Here is a 23,732-nt window from a genome sequence, read left to right as displayed (position 1 = left end):
TGCCAGGAGAGAACCCCGATGTTGCCCGCCCGCCACCACCGCCCCCCCTGTCGTTCGATCGCACCGCTGTCGCTGGCCATCGCCGGCGTGCTGCTGTCGGTCGCCGTTCCTGCCTTCGCCCAGGAGAGCAAGGACAAGGCCACCGACCTGGCCCGCATCGAGGTCACCGGTTCCAACATCCGCCGCACCGACGTTGAAACCGCCTCGCCGGTGCAGGTGATCAGCAAGCAGGACATCCAGAACATGGGTGCGCGCACGCTGCTGCAGGTGCTCGACAACCTGCCGGCCGCCCGGCCAGCGCAGCAGGATTCGCGCTCGCTGTTCACCGGCTCCGACGGCGCTTCGCAGGCCAACCTGCGCGGCCTCGGCGCACAGGGCACGCTGGTGCTGTTGAATGGCCGTCGCCTGTCGTACTACGGTGCGCCGGCGGGCTTCCAGACCCAGTTCGTCAACATCGATGCGATTCCCGCCGCCGCCATCGAACGCATGGAAGTGCTGACCGACGGCGCCTCGGCCGTGTACGGCACCGATGCGGTGGCCGGCGTGATCAACGTGATCACCAAGCGCAACTTCCAGGGCGCGGAGATCAGTTTCACCAACGACACCTCCTCGCGCATCGATTCCTACGGCGAGCGCCAGGCCAGCATCACCGCCGGCTTCGGTGACCTCACCGAGAACCGCTTCAACATCTACGGCGCGGTGAACATGTACCGCCGCGACGCGATTCCGCTGGCCGACTTCTACGACAAGCGCCCGGACCAGTACTACGTCAACAACCCCAACTACCTGAACAACCTGCGCCTGGGCGTGGGCAGCAAGCCGGGTGAGTTCAACCCGGGCAGCTATTTCGCGTTCGATCCGGTGACCGGCCGCCGCGTGCAGGAAGCCGCGCCCGGCTGCAAGAACGTGCTGACCAGTGAAGCGGCCGGCCCCCGTTGCGTCTGGGAAACCTGGATGAACAACGAGATCGACGCCGGCGCCAAATCCGAGCGCAACACCGCCTACCTCAACGGCACCTTCCTGGTGGGCGACAGCACCGAGATCTTCGCCGAGGCCACGTATACCGATATCGACCTGCGTGCCAACGGCGGTACCCCGCGCAGCTACGGCACCACCACCGGCAACCCGACCAGCTGGTTCTCGCGCGATACCGGCAACAATGTCAACCAGTTCCTGTATCCGTTCCTGGGCCCGAACAACGAGTACAACCACGCCAGCCCCGAGCTGAAGGCCATGATGGGTGGCGTTGTCGGCCTGCAGTACCTGCTGCAGGATGCCGGCGCCAACTACTTCGGCCAGCGCAACACCGACAAGAGCTACCGCGTGCTGACCGGCGCGCGTGGCAACGTCGGTGACTGGAACTGGGAAACCGCGTTCGCCACCGCCGGCACGCACTCGACCACCTACCAGACGATCAACGTCAACGTGAAGGGCTTCGAGAAGGCCTTCGGTCCTTACAGCATCGACCCGGGCACGGGCCGCGTGATCATCTCCGATCATCCGGCGTACAAGTTCGGCGAGATCAGCGAGGCCAACGCCGCACTGATCCGCGGCGCCTTCCCGACCTTCGACATCCAGTCGTGGACGCGCCTGCATACCCTGGACGGCAAGATCGAAGGCCCGCTGTTCCAGCTGCCGGCCGGTGACATGCGCGCCGCGTTCGGTTTCAACGCCAGCCGCGAGACCTTCTACACCCCCGGCAACGCCGACGCGGCCGCCGGCCTGATCACCCAGCAGGGTGGCTCGTGGTTCGATGGCGCGCGCAACACCTATGCGCTGTTTGCTGAAACGGTGGCGCCGATTACCGAGAAGCTGGAGCTGGACGCGGCCGTGCGCGTGGACAAGTACCCGAACTTCAGCGCCAACGTCGCGCCGAAGATCGGCTTCAAGTACCAGGCGTTCGACCAGCTGATGCTGCGCGGTACCTATTCCACCGGCTTCCGCGCCCCCAGCCTGGCCGAGTCCGGCAACGGCGGCGTGTACGCGCAGCTGGGCGGCTACCGTGATGAACTTCGCTGCGCCGAGACCAACGCCATCGCCAACCTGCTGCTGAAATCGCAGCGCGGCGGTGATGTCGACCTGGGCAAGAGCCTGCTCAACGTGGACTGCAGCCGTACCGTGGCCCGCATGACCCAGCCGAACCAGAACCTGAAGCCGGAGAAGGCGAAGATCGCCACGCTGGGCTTCGTCTACGAGCCGGCCAGCTGGCTGTCGGTGTCGGCCGACTATTGGTTCATCTACCGCGACAACGAAATCGTTGCTCCGGACTACCGCCGCGCTGAAGACATCATCTCCTCGTCGCGCTCGCCGATCACCGACAGCGACCGCGCCAACCTGGCGCAGCTGGCGGCGATGTGCGCCGACCCGGCAAGCGGTGTGAGCTGCCCGGGAACGCTGCCGGGCTACTCGGCCGGCAACGTGGCCAGCGTGGTGGGCCAGTACAAGAACCGCGGCAAGACCCTGATCGATGGCTTCGACATCGATGCGCGCAGCCGCTTCTCGCTGGGTGAGTGGGGCGGGCTGAACATCGGCCTGGCAGCCACCATCGCCAACCGCAACCGCTTCTACATGGATGAACAGAACGGCTGGTACTACGGCGACGTGGTGGGCTATTACAACAACCCGCGCCTGCGTGCGACGCTCAATGCCGACTGGACCTACAAGCAGGTCACCACCAGCATGTTCGTCAACTACGTGGGCGGCACCAAGTGGGCCACCGACCAGATCGACGAAGAAAGCAACAACAAGGAAACCTGCACCGGCGGTTACCTGGCCCTGGAAAAGAGCAAGTGCGATGGTGCACCGTCGTGGTGGACCGCCAACATGAGCGTCACCTGGCGCCCGGATGACGCGTGGAACCTGAGCTTCACCGTCAAGAACCTGTTCAACCGCCTGCCGTTCTACGATCCCAACAGCTTCCTGGGTGACTCCAGTGACTACGCCACCATCTTCGGTCGTGGTTACAGTGTGACCATCGGCTACCGGTTCAAGTAATTCCGTTTGCGTGACCAGGCGCGCCGGCCCAGGCTGGCGCGCCTTCAAGAGGAGAGTGTTTGCCATGAAGCGTAGGGAATTCATCGCGGCCAGCGCCGCTGTCGCCGCCAGCAGCCTGCTGCCGCAGACCCCGGCATGGGCACGTGGCCGCAAGGTACGCCTGGCCGTGATCGGTACCGGCATGCGTGGCCTGGTGCTGCTGAAGGAACTGGTGCGCCGCGACGACGTGGAGGTCGTTGCCCTGTGTGATATCGAGCCGATCATGCTCGGCCGCGCCGTGGAGATGGTCAGCAAGGCTGGCAAGCCCGCGCCGAAGACCTACGGCCAGGACCGCGACATCAACGCGTGGAAGCGCCTGCTGGAGCAGAAGGGCATCGATGGCGTGATCATCGCCACGCCGTGGGAGTACCACGCACCGATGGCGATTGCCGCGATGCAGGCCGGCGTGGCCGTGGGCTGCGAAGTGGTGGCCGGCATCACCCTGCAGGATCACTGGGACGTGCTGAAGACCCAGCTGAGCACCGGCACCCCGTACATGCTGCTGGAGAACGTCTGTTACCGCCGTGACGTGATGGCGGCCCTGCAGATGGTGCGGCAGGGTCTGTTCGGCGAACTGGTGCACCTGCAGGCCGGTTACCAGCACGACCTGCGCGGGGTGAAGTTCAACTCCGGCGACCCGAACCAGCCCTACGACAGCGGCGTGGAATTCGGCCCCAAGGGCTGGAGCGAAGCACGCTGGCGCACCGAACACTCGGTGGAGCGCAATGGTGAGCTCTACCCCAGCCACGGCATCGGCCCGTGCGCGATGTATACCGGCATCAACCGCGGCAACCGTTTCACCCACATCAACGCATTCGCCACCAAGGCGCGTGGCCTGCACGAATACACCGTAGCCAAGAGCGGCGGCACCACCCATCCGAGCACCAGGGTGAAGTTCAAGCTCGGCGACATCGTCACCACCACGCTGGCCTGCGAGAACGGCGAGACCATCCTGCTGCAGCACGACACCTCGCTGCCGCGACCGTATTCGATGGGCTTCCGCGTGCAGGGCACCAAGGGCCTGTGGATGGACGTGAACCATTCGATCCACATCGAAGGCCGCAGCCCGCCGCACCAGTGGGAAGAGTTCAAGAAGTACCAGGACCAGTACGAACATCCGCTGTGGAAGCAGAATGCCGACACCGCTGCCAGCGCCGGCCATGGCGGCATGGACTGGTTCGTGATCCATGCGTTCGTGGAAGCACTGAAGGCCAAGGCGCCGATGCCGATCGACATCTACGACGCAGTGACGTGGAGCGCGATTACCCCGTTGAGCGAGCAGTCGATCGTCAACAGTTTCCAGACGCTGGAGTTCCCGGATTTCACTGCGGGGTTGTGGCAGAAGCGCAAGCCGATTTTTGCGTTTGACGGGAAGTATTGACCTGCAATGTATGAAGCCGAGCGGCGTTCGGCTGCTTTAGCTGCCAGCAACGCCGGGCCATGCCCGGCGTTGCTTTCGGCCTTTTGCATGGGGCTTTTGGAGTCGGCTCCGCAACGTCATAATTGTTGGCGAGTGTTCAATAAACCGCCTCATTGCATAACTAATTTCGTGCAGCCATTGGTGAAGTAGATCAATAGCTCATGCTGAAATTCTCTGTCGTCGACTTGATCCCTGACGGCGTACTCTTGAGCGCGCCCACATAGAGGAAGAAGCCTGGCGCAAGGTTGGATCGCTGGAAGGGAATCCAAACCGAATCCAAACCACCGCCCGCGCCTCCAGGGTAGATCCAGCCTGGTGCAAAGCGTTGGGTCTGAACTTGCCAGTTCGAGTCGTACCACGTGATCTGGAACTCAGTGCCGGAAGAAATTCCATGCCCATTCACCACGAGGCCAGTGGTGGGCGAGTCCCAGAAGAAGGCGTCCGTCACCACCGGCCTATCGTGATCGGCTGCAATGGCTTCGGAAAGTGGTAGGCCGAAACGCTCGCTGCAAGTGAACAGGGGGTCGTACATGAATGAGATAACCCTGTCTGCACGGCTGGTCACGAATGTCAGCGCTCGATCCATACGTTCTTTGGTTGTTCGAGACAATGATACGAAACTGCATCCGGTGTAGTTCGGACTATCAGTGTCTTCTTCAAATGCCTCCAGATTTGCCCACAGATCAACCCTCCTTCCTCCTTGATTGAATTCTGATTTCGCAACGTTCAAGGCGCTGAAAACATCCCGTATTGAGCCTGTGTACTGACTAGAAAATGTTCTATTGGCGTCAACTCGGGGATAGTCGCCGAGAGCTGGGTCGACCGCACCAATGAACTGTGTTTCCTGCCCCGGCCAGTAGTAGGCTGCATTTCCTGTGCCCCGACCATCCTGAGGCGCAATGATGTCCACGCCAGCGTTAGCCAATCGCCTGAAGCCGTTGACGGTCTGCGCGATGGTCTGTGTATTTCCACCGCCATCTCTGAGTAGGAAGAGATAGGGCGATACAACATACTTTCCATTCGGGTTCAGGCTGCGAAAAGCGCTGGCATCCAGACCGTACTCGTTGTCGGATGCCGTGTAGGTGGTGCCAAGTAGCGCTTCGTATGTCTGATATGCGCCACGAAAGCTACGGTGCCCAGCATGTCGTGCTCGCCAATCGGAATAAACTCGCCGTGCCCAGTCTCGATGTGAGGAGAGCATATCTGCATCGATCATCCATTCCTGCCCGGTCATGATCGGGAATGCGGGTGCACCGAGGTAAACCTCCATGTCGAGGTGATCCGCGACGGTGAGCATTGCAGTAGTACTCTCAACCGCATTCGTATCATATTGAACGAACAGAACGTCGAAGGTTCCACTTGAGTAGTCGCAAGATGCCTGGCCATCGTGCGGCAATACAATGCGCCAGAAGACCCTTGGCGTGCCATCCACTACGGTTTCAATTCTTCGGTCCAAGCCGCTGGGGCAAGCAATCGCGGGGCCATAATGCTCATCGAATTCATAGCTCAGCCAGTTCCGGATACGAGCGCTGCCGATCTCCTGCATGGCCTGTTGCACGCAGGAAGCTCCAGTTGACGTTCGGCAGCCAATTGCGACAGTGGCGGGATCTGCGTGACGTTTCAGGTGCGGCGCGAAGTTCAGTACAGTTGTGCCGCCGATTCGGTGGAAATCCTGAAGCGTGGTCTGCCAGGAACAGGCCGAGCGTTGGTACATCCATGTGCCGCGTATTGGGTAGTCCGCGGTCACAGCAGTATCGTACGGAGTGCCGCAGTAGCCGATCGTCTCTGACGCCTTGGATTCAGGAGAGAAAATCGTGATTGCAGGCATCGAAATCAGCACTAGCAAAAGTCTGAAGTTCATAAGTTCCCTTTTTTAAATTACTTCCGCGATTTTCTCGCCTCAGAACATGTGCCGAAGCGTCAGTCTTCAATGCAGTGAGCGTGGTTCGTGGGAAGTGTAAGGAATGAAGCGGTGTCAATGCTTGTGTTCTCGCCGGTTTCATCCTCTCAGATTCCGACCCTCTGTACCGCACCGCACTCCGATCCTGTGCGATGAGTGCAGGCGATGCCCGATGGCGAACTGCATAGCGAGCTGCATTAGCCTGCTGGGCAGGCACTGCGGAGCAGGCGCACCAAGCATGGCAGAAGATATGCAGTTTTCCGGAGCGGCGCTGTGTGGCGCCCACAGCATCGAGTTCTGGACGTCCGATGATTCCAATGTGTGCTGCGATGATAAAACACTGGTGCGCGTCGAACCGACACGATGGCGAGCGTTGCTTGGGTTTTTCGCGCGACGACGCGCGCATCCATTTCGTGGAAAAGAAGCTGCCGCGAGTTGATGCTTGCTCACGGCACCACCTGCAAGGGCATTGGCCGAGAGACAGGACTCAGTTGTTCAACATGTAACTGGTCGAGACTGCCCCGACGGGCGCTGCGCAGGCACCTTTGACTCGGGCGCTCTGGGTGATGGCTGACGTCAGGGGGGGGCGAAGGCGCGCTTGATCGGGCCGCTAGATGCAGAGAACCCCGGATCGCCCCGGGGTTCGCACTTCTTGGCATCAGCCAAGCGTTCAAATTGGCGCGCCCGGAGGGATTCGAACCCCCGACCAATGGCTTCGGAAGCCACTACTCTATCCGGCTGAGCTACGAGCGCGTGGTGGAACCGCCGCGCCGTCGGCCAGGGCCGGGGCGGGCATCGCAACGCAATGAGGCGGTGCGGGATGGGCATTCTATCCAGTTTCGCCGCACAAATCTCCCCCCGCCGGCAAAGTCGGTCCGAAGGCACAGGAGTATCCTAGTGTCATGGCTGATACCCCCCTTTCCGCGCCGCATCCGGCGCCGACGCCGCGTTGGCGGCATTACTGGTCCCTGATGCGCGCCGATCGCCCGATCGGCACGCTGCTGCTGCTGTGGCCCACCTGGTGGGCGTTGTGGCTGGCCGCTGGCGGCCTGCCGCCGCTGTGGACCCTGTTCGTGTTCACCGCTGGCGTCTGGCTGACCCGCTCGGCCGGTTGCGTCATCAACGACTACGCCGACCGCTGGCTCGACCCGCACGTGGAGCGCACCAAGGCGCGACCGCTGGCGACCGGCGCAATCAGCGGCCGGGCGGCGCTGGTGCTGTTCGCGGTGCTGATGCTGGTGGCCTTCGGCCTGGTGCTGACCCTGAACGGCCTGACCATCGCGCTGAGCTTCATCGGCGTGTTCCTGGCGGCCAGCTATCCCTACCTGAAGCGCTACACCCATCTGCCGCAGGTCTACCTGGGCATGTCGTTCGGCTGGGGCATCCCGATGGCCTTCGCCGCCGTGCAGGGCGAGGTGCCGATGCTGGGCTGGCTGCTGTATGCCGGCAACATCCTGTGGTCCACCGCCTACGACACCTGGTACGCCATGGTCGACCGCGAAGACGACCTGAAGATGGGTTCGCACTCCACTGCGATCCTGTTCGGCGATCTGGACCTGGTCATCCAGGGCGTGCTGTACGCGCTGTTCCTGGCCACGATGGCGCTGGTGGGCGTGCGCGGCGGGCTGGGTGGGTACTACCTGGCCGGCGTAGCGGTGGCCACGCTGCTGGTGGTGTACGAGTTCTGGATCTGCCGCAACCGCGAGCGTGGGCCGTGCTTCAAGGCCTTCCTGCACAACAACTGGGTGGGTGCCGCGCTGTTTGCCGGTATCGCCGTGGATCTGGCGCTGCGTTGAGAAGGCCGCCGGGCATGGCCCGGCGCTACCCCGCGCCCATGTGCACGGGTCAGAATCCTCGGCCGAGCTGGTAGCGCCGGGCCATGCCCGGCGGGCGGCCACCTACGACCAATAGGTGGCTGACAGCCCGCATCCCACCGCCCAGAATCAGGCCATCGAACCTGGGAGGGTAGGTGATGGCCTCGACGGCAGCAGTACAGGACGGCTGGATGGCGCGCGCCGCGCTGCGCTCGGCCGCCTGGGCGGAAAAGTGGTTCCCCGATGCGTATGTATTCGCGGTGCTCGGCGTGGTCATCGTCGCGTTGGCGGCGATGGGCTTCGGCGCCACCCCGCGGGCCACCGCCAGCGCCTTCGGCGACGGCTTCTGGAGCCTGATTCCCTTCACCATGCAGATGGCCTTCGTGGTCATCGGTGGTTATGCGGTAGCCACTGCACCGGTGGTCGCGCGCTTCATCGACTACCTGGCCCGGGTGCCACGCACCGGTCGTGGTGCCGTGGTGTACGTCGGCCTGGTCAGCATGCTGGCCTCGCTGCTCAGCTGGGGCTTCTCGCTGGTGTTCGGCGGCCTGCTGGTGCGCGCGCTGGCCCGCCGCACCGACCTGCGCATGGACTATCGGGCTGCCGGTGCCTCGGCCTACCTGGGCCTGGGCGCGGTGTGGGCGATGGGCCTGAGTTCGTCGGCGGCACAGCTGCAGGCCAACCCGGCCAGCATGCCGCCGGGGCTGGTGGAGATCACCGGCGTGCTGCCGTTCACCGAAACCATCTTCCTGTGGCAGTCGATCGCGCTGACCTCGGTGTTGATCGTGGTCTCGCTGCTGATCGCCTGGCTGACCGCGCCGGCTGCCGGCAGTGCGCGTACCGCCGAAGATTTCCCCGGCGCGGCGCAGGCCGAACCGGAGCCGCTGCAGCGCCGCACCCGTCCGGGCGAGTGGCTGGAGTACAGCCCGTTGTTGACCGTGCTGCTTTCGCTGCTGGCCTTCGGCTGGCTGTTCAACGAGTTCGCCAACAAGCCATTGGTCAGCGCGATCGCCAACCTCAACACCTACAACTTCATGTTCATCTCGCTGGGCCTGCTGCTGCACTGGCGCCCGCGCAGCTTCCTCAACGCGGTGGCCAAGGCGGTACCGAGCACCACCGGTGTGCTGATCCAGTTCCCGCTGTACGGCGGCATCGCGATGATGCTCACCCACGCTGCCGGTGGCGACGGTGAGACGCTGGCGCACCGTCTGTCGAGCCTGTTCGTGCACGTGGCCAGCACCGATACGTTCGCGCTGGTGATGGGTGTGTACTCGGCGGTGCTGGGCTTCTTCGTACCGTCCGGTGGCGGTAAGTGGATCATCGAAGCGCCCTACGTGATGCAGGCCGCGAACGAGCTGAAGGCGCACCTGGGCTGGGCGGTGCAGGTCTACAACGCGGCCGAAGCGCTGCCGAACCTGATCAATCCGTTCTGGATGCTGCCACTGCTGGGCGTGCTCGGCCTGAAGGCCCGCGACATCGTCGGCTTCACGTTCATCCAGCTGCTGGTGCACATCCCGCTGGTGCTGGGGTTGCTGTGGCTGCTGGGCATGACCCTGGCCTACGTGCCGCCGGTGATGCCTTGATGCACCGGGGTCGGATCCCTTCCGCAGGAGGGGACCCGACCCGTTGCCCTTCAGCCCGGCGCCAGTTTTTCGATCTCCGCCTTGCGCAGCAGGAAGCGCTGCAGCTTGCCGCTGGGCGTCTTCGGTAGTTCCGTCACGAACGCCACCTGGCGCGGGTACGCATGGGCGGACAGCCGGCGTCGAACATGCTGCTGCAGTTCCTGCGCCAGCGTGTCGCTGCCGCTGAACCCAGCGCGCAGGATCACGAACGCTTTGACGATCTCGGTGCGCTCTGGATCGGGTACGCCGATCACCGCCGTTTCCGCCACCGCAGGGTGTTCCATCAGCACGCTCTCCACATCGAATGGACCGATGCGATAGCCCGACGAGGTGATCAGGTCGTCCGAGCGGCCGATGAAACTGATCGAGCCGTCGTCCTCGCATTCCACCGAATCACCGGTGAGGTAGTAGCGATCGCCCAGCGCCGGTGTGTCGGCACCGTAGTAGCCGGTGAACCACATGATCGGCGACTGCTGCAGGTCCACGGCAAGGATGCCGGGCGTGCGCGGTGGCAGTTCGTTGCCGGCATCATCCAGTACCGCCACGCGGTAACCGGGCATCGCAAAGCCCGATTATCCCGGCCGCACGGCGTGGTCCAGTGCGTGGTGGTTGTTGACCACCATGCCGGTCTCGGTCTGGCCGTAGTGGTCGAGCACCGTGGTGCCCAGATGGGCGGCGAACCAACGGGCGATCTCCGGGTTCAGCGGTTCGCCGGCGCTGCTCACCACCCGCAGCTTGCCGTTGATGGCCGCACTGGCCTCGGGCCCGGCGGCGATGATCTGCCGGTACGCTGTGGGCGAGCCGGCAAGATTGGTGACACCCAGCCGCGCGACGATGTCGTTCAGCCCCTGCACGCTGAAACCGGCTTCGCTGAAGGTGGTGGCCTGGCCCAGCAGCAGCGGGCCGATCACGGCGTAATACAGCCCATAGGCCCAGCCGGGATCGGCGATGTTCCAGAACACGTCCTCTGGGCGCAGGTCCACGGCCAACTGCATGTAACTGGCAAAGGCCAGCAATGCGCGTAGCGGCACCGGCACGCCCTTGGGGCTGCCGGTGGTGCCGGAGGTGGACAGCAGTGCCATCAGCGCATCGCCGCGCAGCATCACCGGCGCGAAGTCGGGTGTGGCACCGGCGGTGCGTGCAGTCCAGTCGATGTCGCCGGCACGTAGTGTCTGCTCCGGTGCCAGGAGGGTGGCGACCGGCGGGCAGCCATCGACCTCGTCCAGCTTGCTGCGGTTCGTGCTGTCGGTCACCACCAGTGCGGTGCGCCCGGTTTTCAACCGTGTCTCGATGGCCTTGGGGCCGAACGCAGTGAACAGCGGCTGGTAGATCGCGCCCACCCGCCAGGTGCCGAGGATGGTCGCCAGCAGGTCCGGTGTACGCGGCAGCAGGCCGGCCACCACATCGCCCTTGCCGATGCCCTGCGCGGCCAGCACCTGGGCAACACGCGCAGAGGCATCGCGCAGGTCCTCGAAGGTGTACCGATGCAGGGCACCGTGGGCGTCCACCCAGCGCAGCGCCAGCGCATTGCGGCCGCAGTGGCGGTCGCAGCACTCCACGCAGGCGTTGATGCCGGTCTGCAGGTCACCGTGCAACTGTCGCTGTCCGCGCTCGATGCTGAAATCGGCCAGTGCCTGTTCGTAGGTGGGGCGTGCTGCAGTGTCGCGGGCCATGCGCATCTCCGGGGTGACGTCATTCCGACGATAGGCGGCGGCCCTGCATGCTGCAAATGGGACCATGGGCGTAGGCCGCCGCTGCGCGCGCCGCGGCGGGCAAGAACGCTGAATGCGTTCGTTTCCGACTGCAGCATGACGACATGCCAAACCCGCATGAATCCTTCAGTCGCTTGTGCCGCAAGGGCTGGCGCCGGTTCATTCACGCACGTACACATGGGTGTAGCCCGCTCACAACGCATGGTTAACCAATCGCTGCCGACGATGGCCCCGTCCACCGCATTCCGCGCGTGGCATTTGGAGATCGGACATGGCACAGCAGAACCAGAACCCGAACCAGAAGCAGCAGGGCCAGCAGAACCAGCAGGATCAGCAGCAGGGGCGCGGCCGCGACCAGCAGCAGCAACAGCAGCAGGAACAGCAGAAGCGCAACCAGAACCAGCAGCAGGGCGGGCAGGACGAGGAAGAGTGATCCTGGCAGCCGCCATCCATCACCGACGAAGCCCCGCCCCGCGCGGGGCTTCGCTTATTCCAGCACGCCGATCCGCTGCAGCACCGGTGCTGCAGCCATGTCGTTGGGGTTGGTACCGGGCAGGCCCTGCGGCACCTCCATGCCCATGCCGCGATACAGATCAACCCAGTGCCGGGAGATCTCACCGGTCTGCGGGTTGCGGAAGTTCATCGGCTGCAGTGCGAACAGATGGTGCGCACGGAACGCGCGCTCGATGAAATCCGAGCAGTAGTAACTGTCGTCGTTCAGCACGTAGGCGTTGTTGTACGGTTTGCCCAGCATCGTGCGCGCGGTGGCCACGGCAGCGGCGATGGCATTGTCCGGCGGCGCACGCAGGCGATAGACCACGATCTGCCGCTGCTTGCCTCGCGCGTCCTCGCGGAACTGTTCCAGCGTCTGCCGGCGCGAGCCCTTCTCATCGGCGTGCAGCACCTCCCAGCCCTGCGGTGCCGAGGCCACCAGCGCGACATGGTCGAAGCTCGTCGCGCCTTGTTTTCCGGTCGCATCGTCGATGGCCGCGCTCAGGCCGCCATGGCCGGCGGTGACGAACAGCAGGTCGCCGTCGCGGACGTCGACGCCCATCGCCATGGCTGGCCACAGGGCAGGCAGCAGCAAGCCGATCAGGAGCAGGAGGCGGCGCATGGGCATCTCGGACAGGCAGAAGACCGCGATTGTAGGCGGCAGGGTAGGATGGCGCGACCGAACCGGAATCAGGACGATCCCATGAAGCCCCGCCGTTCCCTTGTGCTGCTGGCACCTGCCCTTGGCCTTGTGCTGTCCGCCTGCACGCCCGCGCCGCAGCCCGCGCCCGCTGAAGCCCAGGCTCCTGCAGAGGCACCTGCCAGCACAGCGACGACGGTGGAGCCGGCGCCCGCGCCCGCTGTGGCGACCGCAGCGTGCCCCCATCCCGGGTTCGATACCTTCCTGAAGCACTTCGGCAACGAGATCACCCTGCAGGAAAAGGCCACGGCCGATCCGCTGCTGGACAGCTACGTTGACGCTGGCGCCGAGCCTGAGCCGCGCACAGTGCAACGCCCAGTGGCATTGGCCGATGTCGAATGGCCGGTGATGCCTGATCCGGCCGGGTTGGCCGGGCAGGGCCGGCAGATGCAGGTGACGGCCGTGGCTGACGGGCAGATGCAGGTGCAGATCCGTACACCGGACAGCAGCGACCAGCAGACCTATACCTTCGCGCAGAGGCCGTGCTGGACGCTGGTCAAGCGCGAAGACGAGTCGATCTGAGGCCCGATCGGGACAGGCGCGGGCCGTCGGTGGCTGCTAGGCTCCAAGCACGTTCAAGGCACGGAGACGCCGATGCAGGCCCGCAGGATGCGCACCACCACTGTTACCCTGGTCATCGCCACGCTGTGGGCGATGACCGCGTCGCTCGGCGCCCACGCGCAATCGCTGCACGCTGACGATCGAGCCTACTTTCCCAGCGCCGCCGCCGAACAGACGGCACGCATTGCTCTGGGCGAGCGCGTTGAGGTGTTGCAGGGCGCCACGGCGAGCGAGCCGGCCACGCGCTTCCGCCAGGCCGAAGCGCTGCAGGCACAGTGCCTGCGCCACCATGCGTATCTGCATCTGCAGGCTGCCCGCAACGCACGCGATCGTCGCCCGGCGCAGGCGCTGGACCAGGTGATGGGTCTGTGCAGCCGTATCGCCCGCGCGGGCAGGGCCGCCCTGCGTGAGGCACCGGCGGATGCACCCTGGTTGGCGTCCTACCGGTTCCTGCGCGACCGTGCGCTGCAGGAAGGTGCGGCGCCGGCCAATGCGCAGCTGGATGATGCCGTGGATACGCTGGCCGACCCGGCGCTGGATGCCTTCGCGCGCCTGCATCGGCAGATCTTCCACAGCGCCGCATTTCCGCGCGTCGAGGGGGCTGGCCGCAGCTGGGATACCGGCGCCGACAAGCAGGCGCTGGCCCAGCACTCCGACCGTACGCTGCGTGAGGCCGGCTGGAAGGGATACTGGCAGGGCCTGCAGTCGCGCCGCGAACCGATGGCTTCGGTGCTGCTGGGCCTGGTGCAGGTGAATGACGCCGCCGCGCGCCTGCAGGGAGACGGCTCGGCCACCGCACGTGGCTACCGCCGCATGGGCATGGATACGGCAACCGTCGACGCGACGCTGGCGGCAATCGAGCGCCACGCGGCAGACCGTCGCGCCTACCAGGACATGCTGTTGCAGCATGCCGGGCGCAGCGGCATCACGTCGCCGCAGGTCTGGGATACCACCGTGCCGGATGCCGGCTATACGCCACCGGTGCTGACGCTTGAGCAGCTGCGCGATACCGCCGCCGATGCCATGCAGCACCTGGGGCCGGAGTATGTCGCCGAGCTGCGCGCGCTGCTGGACCCTGCGCACAAGCGCATGGACCTGGCCACCGTGCTGGGCAGTCGCAGCCACGACGCGTTCCAGGTGGTTGCTCCGGACATGCCGTCGCTGTTGTTCGTGGGGCTGCGCAGCGGGGATCTGGAGAGCGACGTGGAGATCGCCCATGAAGCCGGGCACGCCGTGCACGGGCAATGGATGCAACGTGGCCATGCCTCGCCGTTGCAGCGCAATGGCAGTGCGTGGCTGACCGAAGCCTTTGCCATCTACAACGAACTGCGTTTCCGTGACCAGCTGTACCAGCAGGCACAGGATCCTCGCGCCAAGGCGTACTACCTGAAATCGCTGCTGGATGACATGGTGATGCAGCTGTTCACCTCCTCCGAGGAAGCGCAGCTGGAGCAGTCGATCTACCAGGGCGTGGCTGGCAACACCCTGGGCACCGCCGACGATCTGGATGCGCTCACCGGCCAGGTGCTGGCGCGCTATGGCCAGCAGCCGCAACGCTACCCGCAGCTGCGCAGCAACTGGATCAGCAAGCGCCTGATGTACGAGGACCCGCAGTACCTGGTCAACTATCTCTACGCCGGCCTGCTGGCGATGCAGCTGTATGTGCAGGACCAGCAGGACCCGGAGGGTTTCCGCCAGCGCTATCTGACCGTGCTGGGCGAGGGCTTTGATCGCGCACCGCAGGAACAGGTGGCGCAGTTGCTGGGACATGCACCGGACTGGCCGGCACTGGTCGACGCGGACCTGCAGGTGTTCGCGCAGAACGCTGCCCGGCTGCAGGCGTTGTATGCGCAGATCGAGGCAGGGCAGGGCACATGAGCCGGGTGCCGCAGGCGCGCTTTGCCAGGCCGTGGGCGTGGCTTGTGCTGCTGCTCTGCCTGTTGCCGTTGCTGTCGCTGGCGGCAGCCCCGATTCCTGCACTGGACGATCCGGTAGTGGACACCGCCAATGCGCTGTCCGCCAGCACCCGCGCCGCGCTGCGCGAGCAGGCATTGCAGCTGCAGGCACGCAAGGGCGCGCAACTGCAGGTGCTGGTGGTGCCCAGCGTTGGCGAGGAAGGCATCGAAGCCTATGCGCAGCGTGTCTTCGACCAATGGCAGCTGGGCCGCGCTGGCGTCGATGATGGCGTGTTGCTGCTGGTGGCGGTGCAGGATCGGCGCGTACGCATCCAGACCGGGTATGGCCTGGAAGGCACTATTCCTGATGCGTATGCCGCGCGCATCATCGACAAGGCGATCGTGCCGCGGCTGCGCGAGGGAGACCTGGACCAGGGCGTGCTGGACGGCACCAACGTGCTGGTGGCGCTGGTCGACGGCGAGCAACTGCCGCCCTGGGAAGATTCCTTGGCACGCAACGTGTTGCCGCCGGATTGGCGCACGGGGGATTCAGTCGTCGCGCTGACGTTGCTGGCGGGCTTCCTGGCCGGTCTGTGGCGATCGCCCCCGCGTCTGCTGGCGACCAGGATCGAAGCTGATTTCACCGGTAATCGCCGCGAGCGGCGGCGCAAGGCACTGGCAGCCAATGCGGCGATGCCCAGGTCAACGTGGCCGACATTGCCTGCCTGGGGCAGGCCGCTGCTGGTGACGGCCGTGATCGCCGGGGGAGGGCTTTCTGCGTCGCTGCTGCTGCCGCGCCATGTGCTGCCGGCGTTGTTCTTCGTGCTGCTGCCCGCCGTCCCGGTGGCAACCCTGCTGGGCTGGTGCTGGCGTCGCAGCGGCGGCGTTCGCATCGTGCTGTACGGCATGCTGGCCGTCAGCACCGGCTTCTTCGCGGTGATGCTGGTGCGCGGCCAGTTGCCGCCCAGCCTTGCGCTGCACACGCTGCTGAACCTGGCAGTCGGCATCGCCGCCATGCTGGTGTTCTTCCTGGTGCAGGCCGGTCGTGCGCGTTGGCGGAAGAACCGCAACAGCTTCGCCATCCGCCTGGTGGTGCTGGTGCTGCTGACCGGTGGCTATGCGCTGGGCGCGCTGCTGGCCATCGACCGTGCCGGCGACGAGAACGCCCGCGTGCTGGCGACGATCGTGTCCAGCATGGGCACGCTGTTCCTGTACTTCATCTGGGTGTTCACTCTGCTGCCCGGCGAAAAGGCCCGCGGCGGCCGGGGGACGTCCACAGGCTATCGTTCCTCGTCCAGCACCTCGTCTTCCAGTTCGTCCTCGAGCAGTTCCAGCGACTGGTCCGGTGGTGGCGGCCGCAGCGGCGGCGGTGGCGCCTCAGGCAGCTGGTAACTCAGGCCGCCTGCACCCGCCAGCCCAGCGCGGCATCGTGCAGCTCGCCGCTGCCGCTCACATCGGCCACCTGCAGCTGCAGCCCCTGCGCGTTGGGCAGGTCCTTCTGCTCGGGGAACCAACGGCGATCGGCAGCGACCACGATCAACAGGCCCTCGTCATCGCCCATCGGCGCGAACAGTGGCGACGGCGGGCTGATCGGCCGCAGGCCGAAGCGTTGGCTGGATTGTTCGCGCACAGCATCGACATCATGGCTGGGCAGGCCGACCTCGCTCAGGCAGGTCAGTTCGCTGCCATGGAAGGCGCCACTGCGGTCGCTGGCCGGCAAGCGCCTACGGCCGATCAGTTCCAGGATCAGGCCATCGGGTCCGGTGAAATACACCGACTGCGACTGCCAGCTGCTTTCCAGTGCGAAGTAGTCCAGCCCTTCCGGATTGCATTGCAACGGCGTGCGTGCACGCAGCCAGCTCACGGCGTCGGCGAAGCGGTTGTCCGGCACATTGAAGGCCAGGTGCACGCCGCCTACCGGACGGCCATTCGCCGGTTGCAGCTGGATCGTGCTCCAGCCAATGCGGACCTGGTCGCCGGCCACGTCCAGCTGCAGCACGTCGCGGAAGTACGCGGCGACGCTGGCAACATCGGAGACCGGCAGAGAAAGATGCAACAGGCGCATGATCGATCCTCCGTGGAGCGCTGGGTGCAGTGTAGTCCCGCGCACCTTTGCGCCGCGTCATCACCTGTGCAACGAATCGTTGTTGCCAGCCCTGGCATCGAGCCGTGCTCGACTGTCTTCAGCGCAAGGCTTCCCCGAAGAAGCGCACCGCGTCTTCCACCGCCACCGCATGCGTCTGCACCTTCGGTACCGCAGTCATGCACAGCGCCTGCAGCCGCTCATCTGCCAGTGGCGTGCAGGCAGACAGGAAATCGTAGTGGCCGACACCGGGCAGCGCGTGCAGCGTTGCTTTCGGAATCAGCGCCGCCGCCACATCACCGTTGGTCACCGGCGGCGCCACTTCATCCGCTGAACCCAGCACGATCATCACCGGCTGCCGCAACGCCTTCAGCTGCTCCGGTGCAAACGCCTGCACGATGGCGGGCGCCAGCACGAACACCGCGCGCACGCCGGCAATCGAACGATCATCCTGTGCATGCTGCACGTACGGTTGTAGTTGTGGTGACGCCGCCGCAGCAAGACGCGCCGCCATCGTATGCGCGGCCGCTTCCTGCTGCGGCCTGCACACGCCGTCGTCCGGGTGCGCCTGGCAGAACGCCAGCAGCCGCGTCATGTCCGGCCGTGCGCCGGCGCTGAGCAGTGCGGTGAAGCCACCGGCGGAATAACCCACCACGCCCAGCCGCGACGCATCAACATGTGGCCCCAGCTGCGGGTCGGCCTGCACGGCCGCCAGCGCCGCCTTCAGGTCGTCGGCGCGCAGCCAGGTCAGCACGCTGCCGGCCAGCGTCATCTCATCGGCGCCGTTGTTGCCGGGGTGGTCCACGGCGATCACCAGGTAGCCAGCCCGTGCCAGCGCGGTGCCCAGCCACCCCATCATGCGTGCGGTGCCGCCATTGCCATGCGACAGCAACAGGGTTGGCAGGCGCCCGCCGGCAATGGGGGCGTCCTTCGCCGCGCGCCCTACCTCGAACAGCGGCGCATCCGGTGGCCCGATGGTCAGCGGCGTTTCTTCGCTGCCTGGCATTGCCGGGTACCACACGGTGAAGCGCAGCACGTCGCGCTGCGCACTATCGCGGATCGCCGCGCTGTTCAGCGTTGTCACGCCATGACGTTCACCGGCAATGGTGGGAGCGGCCGCCATCGCCATCGGCGCCAGAGCAGCCAACAGCAGGGTCAGGATCCATCGTGTCGCGCGCATCATCGGTTTCTCCGGGTCAGTCAGGACGGTGATCGACCGGCAGCCAGATCTCCACGCCGCCATGGCCGGTATGCTCGTCGAAGCGGGTGTCATAGCGTTCAAGATCCGGCGCGTTGGCCAGGTGGAGGCCGCTTGCCGGCAGGTACTGGTCCAGCAGCCAGAACCAGGTCGAGCGGATGGCGGAGATATGGCCGCTATGCCAGGCCACCAGGTAACGGCGCGCAGGCACATCCACCCGCTGCCAGTGTGCAGGCACCGATGGCAGTGCGTTCACCGGCAATGCTGCGATGTAGTCGAAGCCACCCTCGTCGTCGCTGTTGCAGCACACACCGAAACTGACCGGCGCCGGTGTTGGCCATTCGCGATTGAGCTGTGCCCACTGCCCGGGAATCGCACCGCCGCTGTCGCGGCTGTGGCGCATGCCGATGCCGGCCACCTGGAAGGGCGTGCAGTCGATCAGCCTGGGCGCCTCGGTGCAGGCCTGTGGCGCGTCGTCGAGGCGGATCGCGTGCACCAGTGCCAGTTCCTGCAGGCCCCGCTCGCGCACGCGCTCCGGGGTCTGCCCGAACTGCTCGCAGAAGGCACGGGTGAACGCGGCATGCGTGCTGTAACCGGCTGCCAACGCCACCTGCAGGATGTCGCCGGCACCGTTGGCCAGCTGTTGCGCGGCGGCGGTCAGGCGGCGTCCACGCAGGTAGCGCACCACCGACGTGCCGGTGCGGGCCTGGAACAGGCGTGACAGGTGGAAGGGCGACAATCCGGCGGCTGCCGCGATGTCGGCCAGCGCCAGCGGCTTGTCGGCATGGCTTTCGATGTACCACAACGCTTTGCCGGCTGCGCTCATCGCGCTGTCCCTCGTTCGAATGCCGGGCAGCGTACCGGATCGACGGGGTGGGACGCTTAGCAGTTCTTGCGCCGGCCGGGCTTTGCGTTTGCCGTTGCACCGGCAACAATGCGATCTTCATGGACACGATCGAGGCCAGGGACATGCCGGAAGTCACCGCTATCAATCAGACCGCGCAGATCGCCGCATGGTGATGATCATTGCGATTGCCCTGCTGCCGGCGCTGCTGCCACTGGCGCTGCTGGTGCTCATGTGGCGGCGGGCACCGCGCTGGCGCGGGGACCCCTGGCTGTACCGGGTGATGTTCTCATTGCTGGCAGCACTGCTGGCGCCCACGTTGTTGATGGCAGGCCATGGCGGCCTGCCGTGCCCGACCATCGGTGGCCTTGTGCTGGTGCTCATGGACCTTGAGTGGATCGGCCAACTGCAGGTGAACCTGATTGCCTTCGGAACCGAGGACACTGCCATCCTCTCCGCGCCTTTCCTGTTCGTTTTCGCGATCGCGCTGTTCATCCCGCTGCGCACGGCGCGGCCCGCCGTCTTCGGCTTCGACGACGACACTGCCGGATAGCACAGAGCCCGGCATGGGCGGCGGCTGCACCTCCAGTGGTCGCAACTGTCGTCTCCACGTCATCGCTGCTTCACATCCCGCCCCGAGACTGCGCGCCTTGTCCAGGTCCCACCTGGCCCTGTCGTGCCTTCCCGGAGTCCTGCCGTGCATCGTTCGAAGCTGTCGCGTTCCATCCTCCTCGCCCTTGGTCTGGTCAGCGCAGGAGGCGCGATCGCTGCAGATGCCGGAACGGCAGGCACCAGCAGCAGTGGCAACGCCGCTGCACCCACCCAGCTCGATGCGATGCTGGTCACCGGTACCCGCGCCTCCAACCGCACCCAGTTTGAAACCCTGGCGCCGGTGGACGTATTCACCAAGCAGGACATCCAGTCGGTCGACTCCACCGACCTGAAGGATGTGCTGGCACAGCTGGTGCCTTCGTTCGTGGTGCAGCGCCTGCCGATGGCCGATGGCCAAGTGTTCGTGCGCCCGGCGACGCTGCGTGGCCTGTCGCCGGACCAGACGCTGGTGCTTGTCAACGGCCGCCGCTTCCATCGCAGTGCCTTGCTTGGCAACCGCGGTGCACAGGCCGCCGACCTGGCGCAGATTCCAACCAGCGCCATCAAGCGCATCGAAGTGTTGCGCGATGGGGCGTCGGCGCAGTACGGCTCGGATGCCATCGCCGGTGTCATCAACATCATCCTGGAGGACAGCCCGGGTACCGAGATCACTGCGGGCTATTCGCAGTACGCGCAGGGCGATGGCGCCTCGCGCGACTTCAGTGCGCGCACCGGCTGGGCGCTGGGTGACTACGGCAGCCTCGCCCTGTTCGCCGAATCGTCGAACTCCGACGCGACCTCACGCACGCGCCAGCGTCCCGACGCCATCGCCTTCCAGGCCGCGCATCCCGAACTGGACGTGCCCAACCCGGTGCAGCGCTGGGGCCAGCCGGAGCTGGAAAGCCGCCGCGTGGGCTTCAACCTGAAGGCCAATGCCAGCGACACCCTGGAGTTGTATGCCTTCGGCCTGTACAGCCACAGCGACGGCGTCAGTGATTTCAACTGGCGCAACCCCGATACCACCACCGGTGCGTACCGCACGACCAGCATCTTCCCGGGCTGGAACCTGCGCTCGTTGTATCCGGTGGGCTTCAGCCCGCAGTACGGCAACACCCAGAATGACCTGCAGCTGGTCGCGGGCCTGCGGGGTGAGATCACCCCCAAGCTGCGCTGGGACCTGAGCGCCTCGTATGGCCGAAATGCCATCGACTACAGCCTGGACAACTCCATCAACGCCTCGCTGGGCCCGGACAGCCCGACCTCCTTCGACCTCGGCCGGCTGACCCAGACCGAGAAGAACGCCAATGCGGACTTCAACTACGAATGGGACGTGGCTGCGCTGTCGAAGCCGGTCAACGTCGCCTTCGGTGCCGAATTCCGCCAGGAGACCTACCAGGTGCGCGCCGGCGACCCGGCCTCGTATGCGGTGGGCCGTGGCGCTGCGGCGGGCCTGGAAGCCAATTCCAACGGCGCACCGGGCTTCTCGGCCAGCCAGGCCGGGCAGTGGAGCCAGCGCAGCAAGGCCGCCTACGTGGACATGGAAGTGCCGCTGGGCGAGCGCTGGAGCATCGGCGCGGCCGGTCGCTATGAAGACTTCTCCAGCTTCGGCAGCACGGTGGATGGCAAGCTGTCGGCACGTTTTGCGATCACCCCGGACGTGGCGCTGCGCGGCACGCTCTCCACCGGCTTCCGCGCGCCCACGCCGGCCCAGCTCAACACCACCAGCACCACCCAGGGCCTGGACACGCGCACGCTGCAGATCTTCACCAGCGGCCGCCTGTCGCCCAGCGATCCGTTGGCGCAGCTGCTGGGTGCCAAGCCGCTCACCCCGGAAGAATCGCGCACGGCCTCGCTGGGCCTGACCTGGCGCACCGACCTGGGCCTGTCCGGGTCGGTCGATGTCTACCGGATCACGCTCAGCGACCGCTTCAGCCAGTCGGCCAGCTTCGCCATTCCGGCCGGCACGCCGAACCCGCTGGGCTATACCTCGGTGAACTACTTCACGAACGATTTCGACACCACCACCACCGGCGTGGATGTGGTCGGCAACTACCTGCGCGACCTCGGCGCAGGGCGGATGACGCTGACCCTGGCTTACAACTACAACCAGACCCGCGTCGACAACGGCAGCACCTCGGTGGCCACCAACGAGACCCAGCGCGTGCTGTTCGAAGACCGCCTGCCCGAGCACAAGGGCAGCTTCACCGGCAGCTGGGACGTCGGCGCGTGGTCGTTGATGGCACGCGTGCGCTATTACGGCAAGTGGACCGACTCCACCGGCAATGCTACCGGCGATATCTACCAGCAGTTCGGTGCGATGACCTTCCTCGACCTGGCCGTGGGCTATCGCATCAACGAACACCACAGCCTGCGCGTGGGTGCCGACAACGTGTTCGACCGCTACCCGGATGAAGCCACCTTCCAGGCCAGCCGTGGCCTGATCTATTCGCGCAACGCGCCGTACGACACCGATGGTGCCAATGTGTACGCGCAGTACCGGCTGAGCTTCTGATGGACAGCCGCCGCCGTTCCCTGCTGCGTGCCGGCGCGCTGCTGCCGGCCGCTGCGACGCTGTCTTCACTGCCTGCCATGGCCGCCGCGCGCTACGCTGTGCCGATGGACATTCCTGCACCTTCCACGACGCCGGATGTGCTGGCCCGTGACGAGTCGTACTGGGCCGCCGTCGCCAGCCACTTCGACATCACCGATGAAGTGAACCACCTGGAGAACGGCTACTGGGGCGCGATGGGCAAGCAGACCCTGGCCAGCTACCAGCGGCATACCGCCGAAGTGAACCGGGGCAATGCCTGGTACGGTCGCCACGCGTTCCCGGCGCAGTACCTGGCCGTGCATCGGCAGGTGGCCGACATGCTTGGCGTCGGCGCCGACGAAATCGCGCTGACCCGTGGCGCCACCGAAGCGATGCTCGCGCTGATCGGTGGTTACAACCGGTTGGCCGCGGGCGACCAGGTGCTGTACGCCGACATCGACTACGACAGCATGATCAACGCGATGCGCTGGCTGCAGCAGCGTCGTGGCGTGCAGGTCGAGCGCATCGCACTGCCGGTGGTGCCCACCCATGAGCAGATCCTGCAGGCCTACGATGAGGCGTTCGCGCGCCTGCCGCGCCTGAAACTGGTACTGCTGACCCAGGTCAGCCACCGCCATGGGCTGGTGCTGCCGGTGGCCGAGCTCGCCGAGCGTGCGCGGGCGCGCGGCATCGATGTGATTGTCGATGCCGCACATGGCTTTGGCCAGATCGACTACGCGGTGCCGGACCTGAAGGCCGATTTCGTTGGCATCAACCTGCACAAGTGGATCGGCGCACCGGTGGGCGTGGGCGCGATGTACGTGCGCAAAGGACGCGTGGCCGACCTGGATCCGTACATGGGTGAGACCGACGACGGCCGCGTGGGCAGTCGCGTGCACACCGGCACGGTCAACTTCGCCGCCTATCTGGCGCTGCCGGAGGCCATCGCGCTGCATCAGCGCATCGGCGCAGCGAACAAGCAGGCGCGGCTGCGCTACCTGCGTGAGCGTTGGACGGTGGCGGCGCGGCAGATGGCGCATATCGAGGTGCTGTCGTCACCGGATCCGGCGTTGGCCAGTGCATTGGCCAGCTTCCGCCTGCGTGGCCATGCCTCGGTGGAAGACAACCTGGCGCTGCAGAAACGGCTGCTGGATGAACATCGGATATTCACCACCCATCGCGATGGCCTGGACTCCGGCGCCTGCGTGCGGGTGACACCATCGGTGTTCACCCGCCCCGCGCAGATGGATGCGCTGGTGCAGGCGTTGGCCGCGCTGGGGTAGTGCCGGCCGCTGGCCGGCAACCTCATGGCCGTAGTGTGCATGCCGTTGCCGGCC

At 65.7% G+C, this 23,732-nt stretch carries 19 protein-coding genes and 1 tRNA gene; 12 read left to right on the top strand and 8 right to left on the bottom strand.

Annotated elements, in window-relative coordinates:
* Positions 1 to 18 precede the first annotated feature (18 nt).
* Positions 19 to 2,994 carry a TonB-dependent receptor domain-containing protein gene (locus AC07UW_RS10705; protein WP_032976876.1) on the top strand — a complete coding sequence of 992 codons (2,976 nt, stop codon included), beginning with the start codon at positions 19 to 21 and terminating at the stop codon, positions 2,992 to 2,994.
* A gap of 64 nt (positions 2,995 to 3,058) precedes the next feature.
* Positions 3,059 to 4,414: a Gfo/Idh/MocA family protein gene (locus tag AC07UW_RS10700; protein WP_495212030.1), complete on the top strand. Its 1,356-nt coding sequence runs from the start codon at positions 3,059 to 3,061 to the stop codon at positions 4,412 to 4,414.
* Positions 4,415 to 4,604: 190 nt separating this feature from the next.
* On the opposite strand, the gene AC07UW_RS10695 is transcribed toward AC07UW_RS10700, so the two are convergent.
* On the bottom strand, positions 4,605 to 6,314 hold the full coding sequence (locus tag AC07UW_RS10695; protein ID WP_495212029.1) for a DUF4434 domain-containing protein: 1,710 nt from the start codon (positions 6,312 to 6,314) through the stop codon (positions 4,605 to 4,607).
* 277 nt (positions 6,315 to 6,591) lie between these two features.
* On the opposite strand from AC07UW_RS10695, the gene AC07UW_RS10690 reads away from it, so the two are divergent.
* Complete coding sequence (locus AC07UW_RS10690; RefSeq protein WP_495212028.1) at positions 6,592 to 6,792, top strand: hypothetical protein; 201 nt, start codon at positions 6,592 to 6,594, stop codon at positions 6,790 to 6,792.
* A 237-nt stretch (positions 6,793 to 7,029) separates the two neighbouring features.
* On the opposite strand, the gene AC07UW_RS10685 is transcribed toward AC07UW_RS10690, so the two are convergent.
* Positions 7,030 to 7,106: transfer RNA gene (locus AC07UW_RS10685), tRNA-Arg, on the bottom strand.
* A gap of 149 nt (positions 7,107 to 7,255) precedes the next feature.
* Here AC07UW_RS10685 and ubiA point away from each other — a divergent pair.
* Both ubiA and AC07UW_RS10675 read left to right on the top strand, forming a co-directional pair.
* Complete coding sequence (gene ubiA, locus AC07UW_RS10680) at positions 7,256 to 8,149, top strand: 4-hydroxybenzoate octaprenyltransferase (RefSeq protein ID WP_025877458.1); 894 nt, start codon at positions 7,256 to 7,258, stop codon at positions 8,147 to 8,149.
* A 176-nt stretch (positions 8,150 to 8,325) separates the two neighbouring features.
* A complete protein-coding gene (locus AC07UW_RS10675) occupies positions 8,326 to 9,750 on the top strand; it encodes a short-chain fatty acid transporter (RefSeq protein ID WP_495212027.1) in 1,425 nt (474 codons plus the stop codon).
* 50 nt (positions 9,751 to 9,800) lie between these two features.
* Here the strand turns inward: AC07UW_RS10675 and AC07UW_RS10670 are convergent, their stop codons facing one another.
* Both AC07UW_RS10670 and AC07UW_RS10665 read right to left on the bottom strand, forming a co-directional pair.
* Entirely contained in the window at positions 9,801 to 10,349 is a 549-nt protein-coding gene (locus tag AC07UW_RS10670; RefSeq protein WP_495212026.1) for an AMP-binding enzyme, read from the bottom strand.
* Between the two features lie 12 nt (positions 10,350 to 10,361).
* Positions 10,362 to 11,462 (bottom strand): AMP-binding protein, encoded by a 1,101-nt coding sequence (locus AC07UW_RS10665; RefSeq protein ID WP_495212025.1) that lies wholly within the window; start codon positions 11,460 to 11,462, stop codon positions 10,362 to 10,364.
* 310 nt (positions 11,463 to 11,772) lie between these two features.
* Between AC07UW_RS10665 and AC07UW_RS10660 the strand changes: the two genes are divergently transcribed.
* A complete protein-coding gene (locus AC07UW_RS10660) occupies positions 11,773 to 11,934 on the top strand; it encodes a hypothetical protein (RefSeq protein WP_164745118.1) in 162 nt (53 codons plus the stop codon).
* Positions 11,935 to 11,988: 54 nt separating this feature from the next.
* Here the strand turns inward: AC07UW_RS10660 and AC07UW_RS10655 are convergent, their stop codons facing one another.
* Complete coding sequence (locus AC07UW_RS10655) at positions 11,989 to 12,615, bottom strand: YiiX/YebB-like N1pC/P60 family cysteine hydrolase (RefSeq protein ID WP_495212024.1); 627 nt, start codon at positions 12,613 to 12,615, stop codon at positions 11,989 to 11,991.
* Positions 12,616 to 12,696: 81 nt separating this feature from the next.
* Here AC07UW_RS10655 and AC07UW_RS10650 point away from each other — a divergent pair, with 81 nt between their 5' ends.
* The 3 genes from AC07UW_RS10650 to AC07UW_RS10640 all read left to right on the top strand — a co-directional run bounded on the left by AC07UW_RS10650 (position 12,697) and on the right by AC07UW_RS10640 (position 16,541).
* Positions 12,697 to 13,215 (top strand): hypothetical protein, encoded by a 519-nt coding sequence (locus tag AC07UW_RS10650; protein ID WP_313250506.1) that lies wholly within the window; start codon positions 12,697 to 12,699, stop codon positions 13,213 to 13,215.
* 72 nt (positions 13,216 to 13,287) lie between these two features.
* Positions 13,288 to 15,132 (top strand): M3 family metallopeptidase, encoded by a 1,845-nt coding sequence (locus AC07UW_RS10645; protein ID WP_495212023.1) that lies wholly within the window; start codon positions 13,288 to 13,290, stop codon positions 15,130 to 15,132.
* The gene (locus tag AC07UW_RS10640) at positions 15,129 to 16,541 is read left to right on the top strand and encodes a TPM domain-containing protein (RefSeq protein ID WP_223497010.1); all 1,413 of its coding nucleotides are present in this window, start codon (positions 15,129 to 15,131) and stop codon (positions 16,539 to 16,541) included. The genes AC07UW_RS10645 and AC07UW_RS10640 overlap by 4 nt, the downstream gene beginning before the upstream one ends.
* 1 nt (position 16,542) lies before the next feature.
* Here the strand turns inward: AC07UW_RS10640 and AC07UW_RS10635 are convergent, their stop codons facing one another.
* From AC07UW_RS10635 to AC07UW_RS10625, 3 genes are all read right to left on the bottom strand, one after another.
* Positions 16,543 to 17,214, bottom strand: coding sequence for a VOC family protein (locus AC07UW_RS10635; RefSeq protein ID WP_495212022.1), 672 nt, complete (start codon positions 17,212 to 17,214; stop codon positions 16,543 to 16,545).
* A gap of 118 nt (positions 17,215 to 17,332) precedes the next feature.
* Entirely contained in the window at positions 17,333 to 18,361 is a 1,029-nt protein-coding gene (locus AC07UW_RS10630; protein ID WP_495212096.1) for an alpha/beta hydrolase family protein, read from the bottom strand.
* A gap of 67 nt (positions 18,362 to 18,428) precedes the next feature.
* A complete protein-coding gene (locus AC07UW_RS10625) occupies positions 18,429 to 19,256 on the bottom strand; it encodes an AraC family transcriptional regulator (protein WP_495212021.1) in 828 nt (275 codons plus the stop codon).
* Between AC07UW_RS10625 and AC07UW_RS10620 the strand changes: the two genes are divergently transcribed.
* The 3 genes from AC07UW_RS10620 (at position 19,225) to AC07UW_RS10610 (ending at position 23,678) form a co-directional block, all read left to right on the top strand.
* Positions 19,225 to 19,827, top strand: a complete 603-nt coding sequence (locus AC07UW_RS10620; protein WP_495212020.1) for a hypothetical protein — start codon at positions 19,225 to 19,227, stop codon at positions 19,825 to 19,827. The genes AC07UW_RS10625 and AC07UW_RS10620 overlap by 32 nt on opposite strands.
* A gap of 144 nt (positions 19,828 to 19,971) precedes the next feature.
* The gene (locus AC07UW_RS10615; protein ID WP_495212019.1) at positions 19,972 to 22,377 is read left to right on the top strand and encodes a TonB-dependent receptor plug domain-containing protein; all 2,406 of its coding nucleotides are present in this window, start codon (positions 19,972 to 19,974) and stop codon (positions 22,375 to 22,377) included.
* Positions 22,377 to 23,678, top strand: coding sequence for an aminotransferase class V-fold PLP-dependent enzyme (locus AC07UW_RS10610; protein WP_495212018.1), 1,302 nt, complete (start codon positions 22,377 to 22,379; stop codon positions 23,676 to 23,678). Before AC07UW_RS10615 ends, AC07UW_RS10610 begins: the two co-directional genes overlap by 1 nt.
* Positions 23,679 to 23,732 lie beyond the last annotated feature (54 nt).

Source organism: Stenotrophomonas sp. GW821-FHT02D01, assembly GCF_059421765.1.
Note: the sequence above shows the minus strand (reverse complement) of the source record. Positions and strands in the feature narration are given on the sequence as shown.

Coding starts and splice junctions, on each gene's coding strand:
- AC07UW_RS10610 (WP_495212018.1), top strand. CDS start 22,377: ATGGACAGCCGCCGCCGTTCCCTGCTGCGTGCCGGCGCGCTGCTGCCG.
- AC07UW_RS10660 (WP_164745118.1), top strand. CDS start 11,773: ATGGCACAGCAGAACCAGAACCCGAACCAGAAGCAGCAGGGCCAGCAG.
- AC07UW_RS10675 (WP_495212027.1), top strand. CDS start 8,326: ATGGCCTCGACGGCAGCAGTACAGGACGGCTGGATGGCGCGCGCCGCG.
- AC07UW_RS10635 (WP_495212022.1), bottom strand. CDS start 17,214: ATGCGCCTGTTGCATCTTTCTCTGCCGGTCTCCGATGTTGCCAGCGTC.
- AC07UW_RS10630 (WP_495212096.1), bottom strand. CDS start 18,361: ATGGCGATGGCGGCCGCTCCCACCATTGCCGGTGAACGTCATGGCGTG.
- AC07UW_RS10640 (WP_223497010.1), top strand. CDS start 15,129: ATGAGCCGGGTGCCGCAGGCGCGCTTTGCCAGGCCGTGGGCGTGGCTT.
- AC07UW_RS10670 (WP_495212026.1), bottom strand. CDS start 10,349: ATGCCCGGTTACCGCGTGGCGGTACTGGATGATGCCGGCAACGAACTG.
- AC07UW_RS10625 (WP_495212021.1), bottom strand. CDS start 19,256: ATGAGCGCAGCCGGCAAAGCGTTGTGGTACATCGAAAGCCATGCCGAC.
- AC07UW_RS10655 (WP_495212024.1), bottom strand. CDS start 12,615: ATGCGCCGCCTCCTGCTCCTGATCGGCTTGCTGCTGCCTGCCCTGTGG.
- AC07UW_RS10665 (WP_495212025.1), bottom strand. CDS start 11,462: ATGGCCCGCGACACTGCAGCACGCCCCACCTACGAACAGGCACTGGCC.
- AC07UW_RS10650 (WP_313250506.1), top strand. CDS start 12,697: ATGAAGCCCCGCCGTTCCCTTGTGCTGCTGGCACCTGCCCTTGGCCTT.
- AC07UW_RS10695 (WP_495212029.1), bottom strand. CDS start 6,314: ATGAACTTCAGACTTTTGCTAGTGCTGATTTCGATGCCTGCAATCACG.
- ubiA (WP_025877458.1), top strand. CDS start 7,256: ATGGCTGATACCCCCCTTTCCGCGCCGCATCCGGCGCCGACGCCGCGT.
- AC07UW_RS10645 (WP_495212023.1), top strand. CDS start 13,288: ATGCAGGCCCGCAGGATGCGCACCACCACTGTTACCCTGGTCATCGCC.
- AC07UW_RS10620 (WP_495212020.1), top strand. CDS start 19,225: ATGTACCACAACGCTTTGCCGGCTGCGCTCATCGCGCTGTCCCTCGTT.
- AC07UW_RS10690 (WP_495212028.1), top strand. CDS start 6,592: ATGGCAGAAGATATGCAGTTTTCCGGAGCGGCGCTGTGTGGCGCCCAC.
- AC07UW_RS10705 (WP_032976876.1), top strand. CDS start 19: ATGTTGCCCGCCCGCCACCACCGCCCCCCCTGTCGTTCGATCGCACCG.
- AC07UW_RS10700 (WP_495212030.1), top strand. CDS start 3,059: ATGAAGCGTAGGGAATTCATCGCGGCCAGCGCCGCTGTCGCCGCCAGC.